We start from the raw sequence: 15,184 nt of genomic DNA on the forward strand, positions 1-15,184 counted from the left end.
ATACATTAAGTTATATAGACATCTCTATGTTGCTTGTTTGGCCTGTCTTGCAACTTACAACGACTCTATGTTTCATGTTTGGCCTGTCTTGCAATTTACAGCTGCTCTATGTTGCTTGTCACCCTCCACTAGCAATATTCACCCTCCCCCTCCAACAAAAAACAGAAATTCTAATATTAAATTAGAATTTCTGTTCCTTTTCCCTGCACTTCCATACGCTTTCTTCCACTTCCGCACACTATCTACTTACTACTTTCTACTATCTACTTCAAATACTCTATCATCTTGTCACTTGCGTTCTTAGCCATTTGTACACAGTCTGGTAATCCGACTGCATCAAATGAAGCGCCTGTTATGATAAGGTTATGATAATTCTGATCGATATGTTCTTGTATATCTCTAATACGATCAATATGACCGACTTCATATTGAGGCATGCTGTGTGGTAATTTCGTTACGATAAAGAATTCTGGTTCTCCTTTAATCGTCATGATTTTATTCAAATCATTTAGAGCGACTTGTTTCAATTGTTCTTCGTCTTTGTGATGAATAATATTTGAGCCTGGTTTACCTACATATGCTCTTAATAAGACTTTTCCTTCTGGTGTTGTATGTGGCCATTTTTTGTTTGTCCAAGTACATGCTGTTATGGCTGTATCACTTGTTCTTGCGATTACAAATCCAGTTCCATCTTTATCATTCACGACTTGGTCTTTATCAAATGCCATAACGACTGTTGCCACACTTGTTGAAGGCATATAGTTAAAGTAATCTAATTTAAGGTCATCTTCAAACCATTTAACGAAATGTTGGTGTGGTATTGTAACAATTACACCATCATATTCATGCTCTTCATTATTTATCGTCAAAATTGTTTTGTTATCTTTTTCTACTAAATTTTGAACTGGAGCGTTTAAATGTATTTGAACTCCTTTATCTTCAAGACTATCACGTAAAGTTTGAATGAATGATTCAAGGCCATGTCTAAATTGTTTAAATTGACCTTTTGGTTTAACTGTTACTTTTTTATCAGCATTATTTTTTGCTTTTTGAGCTATCATGCCTTTTATTAAGCCGCCCTCTTTTTCTTCTTGTTCTTTAAAATGAGGAAATGTTGTTTTTAAGCTTAATTTATCAATATTTGCACCATAAATACCTGCCATTAAAGGTTCGATTAAGTTTTCTAATACTTCATCACCTAATCTTTGTCTAAAGAAATGGCCGATTGATATATCTGTATGCATCGGTTTAACAGGTAAGAAATAATCTAATCCTGCTCTTAATTTAGCTGCTGGCGAAATCAATTGTGTCTTAAGAAATGGTTTGATTTCTGTAGGTATACCCATAATTGAACCGCCTGGTATTGGATATAACTTATTATGGCTGTAAATATATGATTGCCCTGTTTTATTTGTTACTAAATCATCAGCAATCCCAATTTCTTCAGCCAATTCTGTCATAATTGTCTTTCTACCTAAGTAAGATTCTGGCCCTAGTTCAATTGTATAACCATCTTTACGATACGTTTTGATTTTGCCGCCTACTCTGTCTGATTGTTCATATACATCAATTTCTGCATTTGGATAATCTCTTCTTAAATAATGGGCAGCAGATAACCCAGTTATCCCTGCCCCTATTATTGCAATTCGTTTTGACATTCTTATCACTTCTTTCTTAATCGAATATCGAATTAGAATTTTTTCTTAATTGCTGATACCATTGCTTCTATAAATTCAGGATCAATATTTGGCATTGGTGGTCTGTGATATTTCACGCCTAATTCATCACAAACAACTTTACATTCATAGTCGTTATCATATAATACTTCTAAATGTTCACATACAAATCCTACTGGTGTATAAATAAAGTGTTTATAGCCATGTTCATTATATAAGTCTCTTGTTAAATCTTGAACATCTGGTCCTAACCAAGGTTCTCCAGTTTGACCTTCTGATTGCCAACCTACTGATACATGTTTAATGTTAGATTCTTCACTTAAAATTTTAGCAGTTTCTTCTAATTGATCAGGGTATGGATCATTTGCTTTTTTAATTTTTTCAGGCAAACTATGCGCAGAAACGATTAATACTGTTTCATCATGACTTTCTTCTGGAATCGTTTGTAATGTTTCATCAATCATGTTTGTCCAGTAAGAAATAAATGCTGGTTCATTGTAAAATTGCTCAATGTGATGCATTGAAATGCCGTATTTATCTGCTTCTTCTTGAGCACGTTTATTATAACTTCCAACTGAGAAATTAGAATAATGAGGTGCTAATACAATCGTAACCGCTTCTTCAATACCATCATTATGCATTTGTTCTACTGCATCTTCAATAAATGGATGAATATGTTTTAAACCAATGTACAATTTAAATTCAACATCTTCATATGCTTCATTTAAAGCGCCAAGTAAACTTTCTGCTTGTTTCTCTGTTGTACCTGCTAATGGTGAAATACCACCAATCGCTTTATAACGTCCTTTTAAGTCTTCAATTTGCTCATCAGATGGCTTACGACCATGTCTAATGTGTGTATAATAAGGTACAATGTCACTTTCTTTATAAGGTGTACCATATGCCATAACTAAAAGTCCCACTTTTTTATTCATCTTCTATACTCCCTTTAATAAAATTAAGCTGTTTAATAACCTATCTTTGTTGTGATTTATATTTTGCTGAATAATCATGCACAAACTGAGCAACTCTTCTCAATGTATCAGGTTGTACTTCTGGAAAGACACCATGTCCAAGATTAAAGATATAATTATGGTCTACTAAACCTTGATCCAATATTTGAACGAGTCTTTGTTCAATAACTTCCCATGGTGCTAGTAAAATAGCTGGATCTAAGTTTCCTTGTAACGTCTTAGTAATACCTTTTTCCCTAGCTTCTTTGATTTGTAAGCGCCAATCTAGCCCGATTACATCAACCGGTAATTGATTCCATTCTTCTATTAAATGGCTTGCTCCAACACCAAATGTTGTAACAGGTACGTTCTTTTCTTTAATTGCTGCAAAAATTTTATTCATAGATGGTCTAATGAAATAATGATAATCTTCAGCATTTAACGCACCTACCCATGAATCGAATACTTGAATCATCTTACATCCAGCATCAATTTGAGCATGTGTATAGCGAATTGCCATATCTGCTAATGTATCCATTAATTTAAACCAAGCTTCTGGCTGTTTATACATAAACGCTTTAGTCTTATTATAATTTTTAGAAGGTCCACCTTCAATCATATAGCTCGCTAGCGTGAACGGTGCGCCAGTAAATCCTATTAATGGTACGTTTAGTTGTTCTTCTGTTAAAAGTTTAATCGTATCTAAGACATATTTCACGTCTTCTTCAGGATTGATTTGACCTAATCGATTAATATCAGAAATGTCTTTAATAGGGTTATGTATAACAGGTCCTATTCCAGATTTAATTTCTACATCTACACCAATTCCAGTTAAAGGTGTCATAATATCTTTATATAAAATTGCAGCATCAGTATTATATTGATCTACTGGTAATTTTGTAACATATGCACAAAGTTCTGGTTGATGTGTAATTTCAAATAATGAATACTTTTCTTTAATTTTTCTATATTCAGGCTGTGATCTACCTGCTTGCCTCATAAACCAAACTGGTGTATGAGTTGTTTTTTCTCCCTTTGCTGCTTTTAAAATTGTATCGTTAAACGGTACACTCATTTATTTCACCTCATTATAATCATTACAATCTATTTTAACATATTCTATTATAAAGACATCTATGTGTACAAAAATTCATAAATTATACAAAAGATTTCATGTATTGGTTGATTTTAGCGCTTACATGTTTATAATCTAATTAAAGAGATATAGGAGGTATATCATTATGAAATGTTATATAACAACAGGTACGTATCATTTTCTGCATAGTATAATGAAGAAACATCCAGATGAAGATATTCATCATTATACGAGACAAGATACGACAGTACTTATTCATGAAACAAATGGTGATACAGTATTTGCACAACCAAGAGAATATCGAATATTAGAATCAAAAGGTGTTTTTATCAATCATGAATTTATAGCAGCAAGCTACATTCCTGTATCTGATGAAATGCAACATCGATTCGAAAATCATTATGTAGATATCGACAGTCAATTTGATAATTTCGAAGGGTTCGAATCATTTAGATTACTTAAACCTCGAAAAGGCGATACTTATATGATATTAGTAGGTTTCGATTCAAACGAATTATATGAAGATTTCACAAAATCATCTTTCTATGCGGAATATTTCTCAAGAGAGGCTACTCGTAAATTCTCTGGCGCTGAACAATATTCAACAGCAAATTATACAAAGTATTGGTATAGACCTGAAGAAGATGAAGAAACAGAAAACGAAGAAGCATAATTATAAAATAAAAAAGAAGAAATGATTCTCACTGAGTCATTTCTTCTTTTTTATTTGTTATTAATCTCTAAGTAGCTCTTGATGTTTTTTAATTTTCTTAATGGACGAATCTATTGTTAACCAACCAACAACGAAGAATAATATAACGAAATAAATCGCTGTAACAAATTTCAAGATATATATGATTGATAAAATAATACCTAATACAAGCATGATATTAATTAAAAACTGATGATAGCCTTTAACAACTTGTCCTTCACTAACCGGCCATACTTGTGGCCACAACCCGTATGCTTGTTGTTTATAAAATTGAGATAATTGTAATATCAACAAGTACATGATTAAAGCACCTAATATGGCTGATATGAATGGCTGATCAATCCACCAAATTAATACAAGTCCGATAATCAATAATCTTAATACGATAAAGAATGCATCTTTCCCTCTCGCAAAACTTCTTACAAATAAGAATTTATACATATAATTTTGATTAAATTTCTTAGGACTCGGAACTTTTAAGAAGACATCTAAATATCTTCTGCGAACTGTTCGTTCATTTAATACTTTTACATCTGTAAACATATTAACGAATTTATAATAATTCATCTTATGATTATGTTCGATAGTGATTAATGTTTCCCACTGATAAAAAGTACCTCTATTGATATTTTCTAATAAAATAATTAAAGCAATCAATACGACAATAGATAATAGACCTGATAAAGCCCCTACTTTTAAAGTTGTGTAATAACCACTCGCATATACGATAAAGAGTAATACATTAATTCCCCATATTTCTAAACCATATTTTAACCAGAACCATTTCATCATCAGTCCTAGAATTGGAAAGATGAAACTCAAAACCATTACCGTGATATATAAATAAAATTTACCACCCATTAATTGATAGAATAATGGTAAACCGATCACTAATATTACGACTGGTAAATATAGTCGATTAAAATAACTATAAGTCAGTGCTTTTCTAATATAGAGCGTTAAGTCTTTTTCAAATGGTAACAAATATAACTTATCTGCTTCTCTAAAGAAAGTCCTCATTGGAAATATCGAACAAATAGATAATATAACTGAAAAGATTAAACGATAGTTAATATTTTGTGGAATATCTTTTAACCAATTACTATAGCCCAACGCAAAAGCGCCAATCATAATGGTTATAAATATCAAGAAATGACCATTAAAGATGAATTTATTGTAATTCATTTTCTCTAATACTTCTTCTCTTTGTCTAACCTTATATAAAGTATTTACATCATTCATACGCTTCACCTTGTGTTAAATGTATATAAATATCATCTAGTGTTGCATTAGTAAGTCCAGTTTTTTCTCTCAATTCTTCTAAATTGCCCATCGCTACTAAACGACCTTGATGTAATATAATAAATCGGTCGCAATATCTTTCAGCAGTTGCAAGTATATGTGTAGACATTAATACTGAAGAGCCTTGATTACGTCTTTCTACTATTAAATCTAACATTGTTTGTATACCTAATGGATCTAACCCTAAGAATGGTTCATCTATGATATATTGTGTCGGTTCAACTAAGAATGCACAAACAATCATAACTTTTTGTTTCATACCTTTTGAAAAATGTATCGGAAAGACTTTTAATTCATTTTCAAGTCTTAGTCTTTTCAATAACGGCATTGCCTTTTCAAGCGCTGTATCTTTATCAATACCATATGCCATTGCAGTCATGTAAATATGTTCTTCTAAAGTTAATTCATCATATAAAACTGGACTTTCTGGTATATATGTAAGATTTCTTCTATAAGATTCTATATCTGCTTTAATATCTATATTATTAATGGACATCTCACCTTGTTGTGGTGTTAATAAGCCAAGTATATGTTTAATTGTTGTACTTTTCCCTGCACCATTTAATCCAATAAGTCCTACGACTTCACTTGGTTTACATTCAAATGAGATATCATGGATAACAGCTTTTTTACCGTATCCACCTGTTAAATTATTCACTTTAATTGTCACGTGAACACACCTCCAAAATATATTGTAGCATGTTCTCAATGTTACATTCATTAAATATTATCTTTATCAGTGAGATGATATTACGAGCATGATATAATAAAACTAATATTTACATAGGAGATGATAGTATGTCAGAAACAATATTCAGCAAAATTATCGATGGTGAAATCCCATCATTCAAAGTTTACGAAAATGATTATGTATATGCATTCTTAGATATTTCTCAAGTAAGTAAAGGACACACATTACTTATACCAAAGAAAGCTTCACCAAATATTTATGAAACAGACCCAGAAACAATGAAACACATAGCTGAAGCTTTACCAATCGTTGCAAATGCCATCAAAAAAGCTTTCAATCCTGATGGTTTAAATATTATTCAAAATAATGGTGAGTATGCTTCACAATCTGTATTCCATATCCACTTCCACTTAATCCCTAGATATAAAGAAGATATTGATGGATTCGGTTATATTTGGAATACAAATGAAGACCAATTAGATGATGAGAAAAAAGCAGAAATCGCACAAACAATTCAACAGCATTTTTAATACACTGCATGTTTATAAAAATTCAGGGTATATATTTAAATAAGAGATATCAAGGAGGATAATTATGAAATTTTCAAGACTCGCAATTGGTGTTGGTGTAGGATTTGTTACAGGTTTTACAACAGCCATTTTAAATACAGACCGTTCTGGTGATGCTTTAAAGACAGATTTAAAATCAACTGCTGACGGATCTAAAATTCAATTAAGTGAAATTAAAGACAATGCTATTGAAATAAAAGATTATGTATTAAAGACTAAAGACGAAAGCCAAATTGCCATTCAATCATTAAGTGAAGAAATTAAAACGATGATTAATGAATTTAAAGCTGATATTAACCCTAATATTGAACAAATACAGAAAAATATTGAAAATATTAGCAATCGTGGCAATGAAATTCAAAAAGAAATTCAAAATACTAAGCTTCCATTTCTAAAAAATTAGAAAACGTGTTAAAATTATTATATTATTAAAGTGTTATAACTAAGCATGATACATTAGTATCATGCTTTTATTATACAAACAAAGGGGGATTTAACTATGTCGAATGAATTGGACATGATTGAAAAAATGTTATTTACTCATAAGGTTTCACAGTTATCTAAAGCTTTATGGAAGACAATCGAGAAAGATTGGCAGCAATGGATTAAGCCTTTCGACTTAAATATTAATGAACATCATATTTTAATTATTATTAGAAGCTTAAATGAAGCTACAATATCTGAAGTGAGTAAATATGGCGTTATGCATGTATCTACTGTTTTCAATTTCGCTAAAAATTTAGAAAAACGTGGCTATTTAACAATGCCTAAAAGTCAGCACGATAAGCGTACGACTTATTTAGAATTAACAGATAAAGGTCTTGCAGTGTTAAGAAAGACATATTTAAACTATTCAAATGATACGAACAGATTATATGAAATTGCTGCAGATTATGAGAAAGTCATGTACAATATGCCAGAATTTACAGATGTGAAATATATCGTTGGTCAAATATATGGTAGCGACTTTATTCATCACATTGAACAAAACCATGAGCAATTAAGAAAATATCTACTTGACGAACAGTCTGAGGATGATGCATAATATCAAGATAAATCATATCTTAGAAGGTGACATTAACCATGTTTTTGTGTTCTAAATCAATTAATATACAGTCTCGTTATGGATTGCAGAGAATTGTATTAATTAGTGCTTTAGTTTCATTCTTAACATTTATCGTCACTTACGAAATATTCAATTATATACAAACAGAACCTTTAAAGGACGATAAGTTTATACTATTCTTATTCGTCCTTTGCTTAATTTATCCAATTCATAAATTGTTGCATTTGATTGTATTAATGTATTATCGTAAGTCATTTAAAATGAACAAAACGACTAAAGCTAAACGTGCTTTACCTTTATATAATATTAGAGTAGATCAACCAGTTAATAAGATTGTATTTTGTTTTGCACTTATTTGCCCACTCGTTACGATAACTACCCTATCTATTGCACTCGTAAATATAATTCCACAATATGGACATTACATTTTATTTATCATGTCTATCAATATTGGCATATCAATTATCGATTTACTTTATTTGAAGATTATTTTATTTACAAAAAAAGGTACTTATATTGAAGAAAGAAAAAATGGTATCGAATTGTTAACAAAACGTTCACTGGATGCCGAACATTTATAGTTTATTTTTTGTATTTAAAATAGTATATATGCTATATTTATCATTGTATTCTTACAAAAGGAGTTCTATTTATGAAATCAATTAAAAAAATAGTGTTACCTGTAACACTTTCAGCATCAGTATTAACTTTAGGCGCTTGTGGTAATGGTTCAGATAATTCTGGAGAAACTTTAGTAGAAACTAAAGCCGGAAACGTAACTTCACAAGACGTACTAGACAAAATGGGTAGTAACGAAGTCGCACAAAATGCATTTCAAATTGTACTTAACAAAGTCTTAAAAGATAAATACGAAGACAAAGTTGATACGAAGAAATTAGACAAACAAGTTGATAAACAAATCGAGCAATACGGTGGTAAGAAGAAATTTGAAGAAGCACTACAACAAGAAAAACCAGGTGCTACTATAAAAGACTTTAAAGAATCTCAAAAAACTTCTAAATATCAAGAAGAATTTATCAACGATGCCGTAAAAGTTTCTGACAAAGAAATCGATGAAAATACTAAAAAGGCTTCACATATCTTAATCAAAGTTAAATCAGATGATTCTGATGAAGGTTTAAGTGATAAAGCAGCTAAGAAAAAAGCTGAAAAATTACTAGCTCAAATTAAGAAAAACCCAGACGACTTTGAAAAAATTGCTAAGAAAGAATCACAAGATGAAGGTACTAAATCTAAAGGCGGCGCTCTAGGATTTGTATTGAAAGGTCAAATGGATGAGTCATTTGAAAAAGCATTATTCAAACTTAAAAAAGATGACGAAATTTCAGATGTTGTTAAATCTCAATATGGTTACCATATTATAAAAGCAGATAAAGGCGAACCATCTAAGAAAGAAAAAGCGAGCCTTAAAGAACAATATCGTCAACTAAAAATCCAAAAAGAACCTAAGATCATCATCAATGCTTACAAGAAATTATTAGATGAATACAAAGTTGACTACAAAGATAAAGATATTAAAAAAGCAATCGAAGATAATATCTTAAACGAAAAAGCATTACAACAACAACAAATGCAAGCAGCACAACAATCATCAGCAAGCTAAAATTAAAAAGCTATGAAGAAACGTTAAACGTTACTTCATAGCTTTTTTTGATTAATCTAAAGTTTCAGGTTTATAAAATTGTCTATTTTCTAAAGCAAAGATGCGCTCTGTAAATTGACCTTTATCTACTTTTTTAAGATGTTTTTCAAACATCATCATTCTTGCATCAATATTATCAATAAAATGAAGAATTTCTGCTTCTTTAACCATAGGTAATTTTGGTGAACCATACTCTAATTTACCGTGGTGACTTAAAACTAAATGTCTCAATAAGAGGACTTCTTCCCCTTCTATATTGTGCTCTTTTGCAACTTGTGCAATTTCATCACTAACGATTGAAATATGACCTAATAAGTTCCCTTCAACTGTGTATGATGTAGCGACTGGTCCTGATAACTCTTTTACTTTACCTAAGTCATGCAAGATAATACCACTATATAATAAGCTTCTATTTAATATTGGATAAATATCACACAATGCCTTCGCTTGTCTTAACATTGTTACAACATGATAGCTTAAGCCAGAAACAAAATTATGATGATGTGAACTAGCTGCTGGGAATGTAAAATACTCTTTTTGATATTTTTTAAGTAATATACGTGTAATTCTTTGTAATTTAGCATTTTCAATATCTAGTATATACGTCATAATTTCTTCTGACATATCATCGATTGATAATGGCGCCGCTTCTAAGAAGTTTTCCAATTTCACATTATCTTCATCTACAGCCACTCTAAATTGATTAACTTTCATTTGTTTTCTTCCACGATAATCAATAACGTCACCTTTCACACGAATAATCGTTTCAGGTACGAGTAGTTGAATATCTTCATTTGTTACCGTCCATACTTTTGCTTCTATATCACCACTTTTATCTTTAAGATAAAGTGTCATATATGGTTTACCTTGAGCTGTAACACCTTGAGTTGCTCGATGAATCAAAAAGTAATGATCTACTGAGTCTCCTGGTTTCAATGTCTCTATAGTTCTCATTTGCTCTTAGCTCCTTCTATTTTTGTCAGCGTAATTGTTTGTTTCTGAGGTACATTTTGATCTTTATTACAAGTGAAATAAAGTATTTGAATATCATCTTTCATACTCATTAAATATTTAATCATAATTTCTTTACGATGTTTATCAAAATGCACAAATGCATCATCAACGATAATTGGAAATGGATAATATTTTTGTAATGATTTAATTAAACTAAATCTTAACGCGATATATAATAATTCTTTCGTTGATTGACTTAATTCAGTAGGATGGAATATTTGTCCATTTTCATGTCTAACTTGTACATTTTGTTCTTCATAAATAACTTGATTATATCTGCCTTCTGTTAATGCTTTTAAAATATCTGTAGCATCTTTTACAACATAAGGTAGTCGTTTATCTTTAATTTGTTTAATATGTGCTTCAACTAAGTTTTGTAAATAACTCAATGCAGCCCAATCATTTGCAGTTTCATTCACTTTATCTTTAAGTAAATGGTATTCATGTCTTAAAGCTGAAAGTGTTTCATCCGTTTCCATATGATTGATTTGAGCATTCAAATCACTTAATTCTGCTTGAACATTTAAATAACGATCATTATATTCATCAACTTGACCTTCTAACTGAGTACGTTCATTTTCTAGGTCTGTTTTTGTCATATAACTTAGTTGTGTATTTTTATCGTAATCGTAATTTTGATTGTTCAATAAATCTGTTAAATAATTAAATCGTTTTAAATCCTCATGATAAGACACATATGCTTTATGATGACGATAATAAGCTTCTTCATTATCTACACTAATGAAGTCAAATAATGATTGAATCACATTGTTATTTTCTTCTAAACGTTCATTCAATGCATTTATTTCATTGGTTAATAATGCTTGTTGGTCGTTATTGCGTGATTGAATATTAAATTCTTTTTGATGTTCGTCTAAAGCTTGTTTGACATCATGAAATAGTGAAATCTCTTGATAATGTAATCCAGCATGACTCACAATGCTATCAGCTTCTCTATAAAATGCTTCTAAAGCTGCTTGTTTCTCATCTCTTATTTTAGTAATGCGTGTAATTTCTAATCTATTTTGTTTAATTTTTCTAATTGTCGACAATGCATCATTTAATAATTGTGAAGATATTTGATTAGATACATGTAAACTTACTTTAGTTTCTTTAAGTGCTCTTTCTTTAGTCTCAATAATTTCTTCTACTTGTTCAAGTTCTTTATTTAATTCAGATTGCTTAGTAGATAGTATCTCTTGAGACTGATAATAACTTTCTAATTCTTGTCTAATTTTCGTTTGTTCATCAAGATTAAAGTCTAAATCATAAAATTGCTTTAAGTGTTGAACTTTCTCTTCTAATTCATCTATTTCTTTAGAAAATGCTTGATCATGATTTAACTCTTTAGATTTAATCATAAAGGCTAATCCAACTAATACAACACCTACAACAGCGAATATAGCACTAAATACAATTTGTGATGCAATAAACGCATAAATGGCAATTGCGATTAATAATATGCCACCAATGCCAGAAGCAAGTCTATATTGTTTACTTCTCTTTTCACTTTCTTCTTTTTGCTTATTAAAGCTTTCTTCCATTTTTTTGTATAGTGATTTCTTTTCGCCAAGCTCTAGCGCTTTTTGATTATATACTTTCTTTTGTTCATAGTTTTCATCAGATACGAGATCATTATGCAATTTATCAACATTGTTAGAGTAACGCTCTTGTTCAATTGATAATTGGTTGAGCGAACGTTTTATTTGTTCGCGTTCTGCAACGTTTTCTTCTCTAATGCGATTGACTTCAGCTATATGTGTCTTCATCGCGTCAGACGTATCTACATCTAAAAATTCTTCATTCCAGCCGATATCTTGTCTAAGTAATTCATTATCACGTTCAGCATTATCGATTTGCTGGTTTAATTGTTTTAATTCTTGATGTTTCTCTTTAATATCTGATTCTCTTTGTCTAATACTATTGAGCGCTTTTTCATCTCGTTCAGACATAACTTTAACATTTTCTAAAGTATGTACGACTTGTCCAAGCTTTTCATTTCTTAGCGTTAAATCGCGTTTAATACTTTCATTAGAACGTACAGCTGATTCATAGCGCTCTATCCCTTGTTCAGGGAATTCATATGGTTCTATATTTAAATTGCTTTCTAACTTCTTCCATTCAACCACTTCGTTATGTAGTGAAATTTCTTTTTCTTTACTTGTTAACCTATCAGTAAGTTTACCGAGATTCTCTTTTAATTGATTTAATCTTCGAGATGTTTTATCACGTTCATCTTGAAGTCTTTCATATTCTGAAAGTTTCTTTTCTTCGTTTTTAATCTTAATTTCTAAATCATTCAACTGCTCTAATTGAACATTTAGCACTGGATTTTTACCATTCTTCTTATATAATGCATCTTTCTCAACTTGCATTAAATCACTCATACCTGTGAACTCAGTTGAACCGAGTGCACCTGCTTGAAGTAAATACATTTGAAGTTGGTCTTCAGTTAAGTTCTTATGAATATCTTGTAATCCTAATACATTAAAAGAGAAGATACCTTGATAAGTTCGTTTATTAATGAAATTTAACTTTTGTTTCAGCCATTCTTCATCTTTAACTTTACCGTTAGAAAGATATACTTTAACGTCACCTGTTACGCGACCTTTAACTCTTTCAACTTCAACAATTTGACCATCGAAATCTAACACTAACTTACCGCCGTATTGGTTCCCTAGTCTTGGTTCCAATCTTGGTTCATTTTCTTTTTTAGTTGGAAAGCCAAATAATATAGAATGAATAAATGCTTGTATCGTTGATTTTCCTGCTTCATTCTCACCATATATTTGCATAAAACTTTGATCAAATTTTATTTTTCTAGACATGAGTTGGCCATAGCCATAAATTTCTAAAGATTTAATTTTCATCGCTTTAACCTCTCATTCTTCTTTTTAAAATTGCTTCCCCACGCTCAATAAGTGCTTGTTTATCAACATCACTAAATGGCTCTAAAAATCGATTTGCTTTTGGATTCATATACAAATCACTGAGTGCTTCTTCAAGAATGTTCTCGTCTTGTAGGATATCATCATTGAACTCATTCGCTAAAGCTACTTCTGAATCTTGATCAAAGAATACATTCAACTGTTCAACAAAGATAAAGTTTGTTTGATTCTCTTCATACTCTTGTATCAATTGAATAACTTGGTTAATTTCATCTTGTTTTAAAATTTCATCATGTTTAACATAAACATCTAATTGATAAAAAGCCTTACCTTCAGTTCTCACACTATCTTTGAATTTTTGTATCGCTTCGTATAATGCATGCTTACCTTTAGCTTGAGTTTCAATGACCGCTTTTTCAAACCTAATATATTGAGTTGGTTTGAATGATGCTTGTAATTTAGACTCATCACCTTCAACTAATAAATAACCCTTTTCACCTTTTTCTTTAAAATGACGGGCTTGTATATTACCAGGATAATGGACTTGAGATAACTCACTAATCATTGCTCTTTCGTGAATATGCCCCAATGCCCAGTAATGATATAATTTGCTATTTAAATCTTCAATATTGAATTCAGTATATCTTTGCTTCACTCCTGAAGCTTGTGAATATGTACCATGTAATACACCAATATGTATCCCTTTATTACCTGTAGATTCAGGATATTCATCAATTTTATTCTCATAACTTTGATCTTTTTGATAACTAAAACCATGTAAATAAACAACTTGTCCATTTTTCGTAATAAGTTGATAAGTAGAAACTTTATCAGAGAAAACTGTAACATTCTCTGGCCAAACTGTATGGACACCAACAGATAAAGGATCGTGGTTACCATGTATAATATAAACAAAAATTTGTTCATCTTGTAGTCTAAGAAATTGCTCTCTTAAAAACACTTCCGCACGCAAAGTTCTATTATTTTGATCAAATAAATCCCCTGCAATGACGATGAAGTCAACTTGCTCTTTAATTGCGTCGTCAACAATTTTTCTAAAACTATTATATGCACTTTGTTTTACATCGCTTAAAATAGAAGGGCTTAAATAATGTCTAGACTTAAATGGACTATCAAGGTGTAAATCCGCACAATGTATAAATTTAATCATATACCTAACCTCTTTCAATATTAGCTCATTTCTTAATTATTATATTCAAGCTCAACCAATAGAATAATCAGATTTATAAAGATTTTTAATGCTTTAATTTTACCATATTCCGCGCGTATACGATACATCGCACATATAAGATTAAACAACAAAAAAGCGACATATGAATTGTTAATTCGTGAGATTGTAATGGATACGTTATGAACACTTTCGCCCAAACTTGTTCATAATGGGGCCTTGTGAACACTTTCGCCCAAACTTGTTTATAACGGGGCTCTTGATTACAAAACTCAGTCAAGTCCATATGTTTGTGTAATATCTTTAGTATGTAATCAACCTTTGGTTTTTAATGAATCGAACAACTATATTTGTTTTGAAGTTTA

General features: G+C 30.7%; 14 protein-coding genes. 6 read left to right on the forward strand and 8 right to left on the reverse strand.

From position 1 onward, the window contains the following. Nucleotides 1–263: 263 nt before the first annotated feature. The 3 genes from hemY to hemE are packed head-to-tail and all read right to left on the reverse strand — an operon-like array spanning nt 264 to nt 3,704. Nucleotides 264–1,658 carry a protoporphyrinogen oxidase gene (gene hemY, locus LQ611_RS07035; RefSeq protein WP_107565464.1) on the reverse strand — a complete coding sequence of 465 codons (1,395 nt, stop codon included), beginning with the start codon at nt 1,656–1,658 and terminating at the stop codon, nt 264–266. Between the two features lie 32 nt (nt 1,659–1,690). After that, nucleotides 1,691–2,611, reverse strand: coding sequence for a ferrochelatase (gene hemH / locus LQ611_RS07040; protein WP_239709496.1), 921 nt, complete (start codon nt 2,609–2,611; stop codon nt 1,691–1,693). Nucleotides 2,612–2,651: 40 nt separating this feature from the next. Next, nucleotides 2,652–3,704, reverse strand: coding sequence for a uroporphyrinogen decarboxylase (hemE, locus tag LQ611_RS07045; RefSeq protein WP_025904823.1), 1,053 nt, complete (start codon nt 3,702–3,704; stop codon nt 2,652–2,654). Nucleotides 3,705–3,870: 166 nt separating this feature from the next. On the opposite strand from hemE, the gene LQ611_RS07050 reads away from it, so the two are divergent. Continuing rightward, nucleotides 3,871–4,398: an antibiotic biosynthesis monooxygenase family protein gene (locus tag LQ611_RS07050; protein ID WP_025904822.1), complete on the forward strand. Its 528-nt coding sequence runs from the start codon at nt 3,871–3,873 to the stop codon at nt 4,396–4,398. 60 nt (nt 4,399–4,458) lie between these two features. On the opposite strand, the gene ecsB is transcribed toward LQ611_RS07050, so the two are convergent. Further along, complete coding sequence (ecsB, locus tag LQ611_RS07055) at nt 4,459–5,679, reverse strand: ABC transporter permease EcsB (RefSeq protein ID WP_119494208.1); 1,221 nt, start codon at nt 5,677–5,679, stop codon at nt 4,459–4,461. Beyond that, entirely contained in the window at nt 5,672–6,409 is a 738-nt protein-coding gene (locus tag LQ611_RS07060) for an ABC transporter ATP-binding protein (RefSeq protein ID WP_037589715.1), read from the reverse strand. Before LQ611_RS07060 ends, ecsB begins: the two co-directional genes overlap by 8 nt. 128 nt (nt 6,410–6,537) lie before the next feature. Here LQ611_RS07060 and LQ611_RS07065 point away from each other — a divergent pair, with 128 nt between their 5' ends. The 5 genes from LQ611_RS07065 to LQ611_RS07085 all read left to right on the forward strand — a co-directional run bounded on the left by LQ611_RS07065 (nt 6,538) and on the right by LQ611_RS07085 (nt 9,689). After that, entirely contained in the window at nt 6,538–6,960 is a 423-nt protein-coding gene (locus LQ611_RS07065) for an HIT family protein (RefSeq protein WP_025904819.1), read from the forward strand. A 64-nt stretch (nt 6,961–7,024) separates the two neighbouring features. Next, the gene (locus LQ611_RS07070) at nt 7,025–7,402 is read left to right on the forward strand and encodes a YtxH domain-containing protein (RefSeq protein ID WP_025904818.1); all 378 of its coding nucleotides are present in this window, start codon (nt 7,025–7,027) and stop codon (nt 7,400–7,402) included. 96 nt (nt 7,403–7,498) lie between these two features. Further along, complete coding sequence (locus LQ611_RS07075; RefSeq protein WP_025904817.1) at nt 7,499–8,044, forward strand: HTH-type transcriptional regulator Hpr; 546 nt, start codon at nt 7,499–7,501, stop codon at nt 8,042–8,044. Between the two features lie 38 nt (nt 8,045–8,082). Beyond that, a complete protein-coding gene (locus LQ611_RS07080; RefSeq protein WP_025904816.1) occupies nt 8,083–8,646 on the forward strand; it encodes a DUF3267 domain-containing protein in 564 nt (187 codons plus the stop codon). A gap of 71 nt (nt 8,647–8,717) precedes the next feature. Then, a complete protein-coding gene (locus LQ611_RS07085) occupies nt 8,718–9,689 on the forward strand; it encodes a peptidylprolyl isomerase (protein WP_025904815.1) in 972 nt (323 codons plus the stop codon). 51 nt (nt 9,690–9,740) lie between these two features. Here the strand turns inward: LQ611_RS07085 and yhaM are convergent, their stop codons facing one another. The 3 genes from yhaM to LQ611_RS07100 are packed head-to-tail and all read right to left on the reverse strand — an operon-like array spanning nt 9,741 to nt 14,801. Further along, nucleotides 9,741–10,682: a 3'-5' exoribonuclease YhaM gene (yhaM, locus tag LQ611_RS07090; protein ID WP_025904814.1), complete on the reverse strand. Its 942-nt coding sequence runs from the start codon at nt 10,680–10,682 to the stop codon at nt 9,741–9,743. Beyond that, entirely contained in the window at nt 10,679–13,612 is a 2,934-nt protein-coding gene (locus LQ611_RS07095; RefSeq protein ID WP_025904813.1) for an ATP-binding protein, read from the reverse strand. The genes yhaM and LQ611_RS07095 overlap by 4 nt, the downstream gene beginning before the upstream one ends. 4 nt (nt 13,613–13,616) lie before the next feature. Continuing rightward, complete coding sequence (locus LQ611_RS07100) at nt 13,617–14,801, reverse strand: metallophosphoesterase family protein (protein WP_025904812.1); 1,185 nt, start codon at nt 14,799–14,801, stop codon at nt 13,617–13,619. Nucleotides 14,802–15,184: the final 383 nt, after the last annotated feature.

The sequence above is a fragment of the Mammaliicoccus sp. L-M44 genome, assembly GCF_022386355.1.
GTDB classification, from domain to species: Bacteria; Bacillota; Bacilli; order Staphylococcales; family Staphylococcaceae; genus Mammaliicoccus; species Mammaliicoccus sciuri_A.

Bases quoted from the DNA above. Each gene is read 5' to 3' on its own strand.
- hemH (WP_239709496.1), bottom strand. From the start codon at position 2,611: ATGAATAAAAAAGTGGGACTTTTAGTTATGGCATATGGTACACCTTAT.
- LQ611_RS07065 (WP_025904819.1), top strand. From the start codon at position 6,538: ATGTCAGAAACAATATTCAGCAAAATTATCGATGGTGAAATCCCATCA.
- LQ611_RS07100 (WP_025904812.1), bottom strand. From the start codon at position 14,801: ATGATTAAATTTATACATTGTGCGGATTTACACCTTGATAGTCCATTT.
- LQ611_RS07085 (WP_025904815.1), top strand. From the start codon at position 8,718: ATGAAATCAATTAAAAAAATAGTGTTACCTGTAACACTTTCAGCATCA.
- LQ611_RS07070 (WP_025904818.1), top strand. From the start codon at position 7,025: ATGAAATTTTCAAGACTCGCAATTGGTGTTGGTGTAGGATTTGTTACA.
- hemY (WP_107565464.1), bottom strand. From the start codon at position 1,658: ATGTCAAAACGAATTGCAATAATAGGGGCAGGGATAACTGGGTTATCT.
- LQ611_RS07080 (WP_025904816.1), top strand. From the start codon at position 8,083: ATGTTTTTGTGTTCTAAATCAATTAATATACAGTCTCGTTATGGATTG.
- LQ611_RS07095 (WP_025904813.1), bottom strand. From the start codon at position 13,612: ATGAAAATTAAATCTTTAGAAATTTATGGCTATGGCCAACTCATGTCT.
- hemE (WP_025904823.1), bottom strand. From the start codon at position 3,704: ATGAGTGTACCGTTTAACGATACAATTTTAAAAGCAGCAAAGGGAGAA.
- LQ611_RS07075 (WP_025904817.1), top strand. From the start codon at position 7,499: ATGTCGAATGAATTGGACATGATTGAAAAAATGTTATTTACTCATAAG.
- ecsB (WP_119494208.1), bottom strand. From the start codon at position 5,679: ATGAATGATGTAAATACTTTATATAAGGTTAGACAAAGAGAAGAAGTA.
- LQ611_RS07050 (WP_025904822.1), top strand. From the start codon at position 3,871: ATGAAATGTTATATAACAACAGGTACGTATCATTTTCTGCATAGTATA.
- yhaM (WP_025904814.1), bottom strand. From the start codon at position 10,682: ATGAGAACTATAGAGACATTGAAACCAGGAGACTCAGTAGATCATTAC.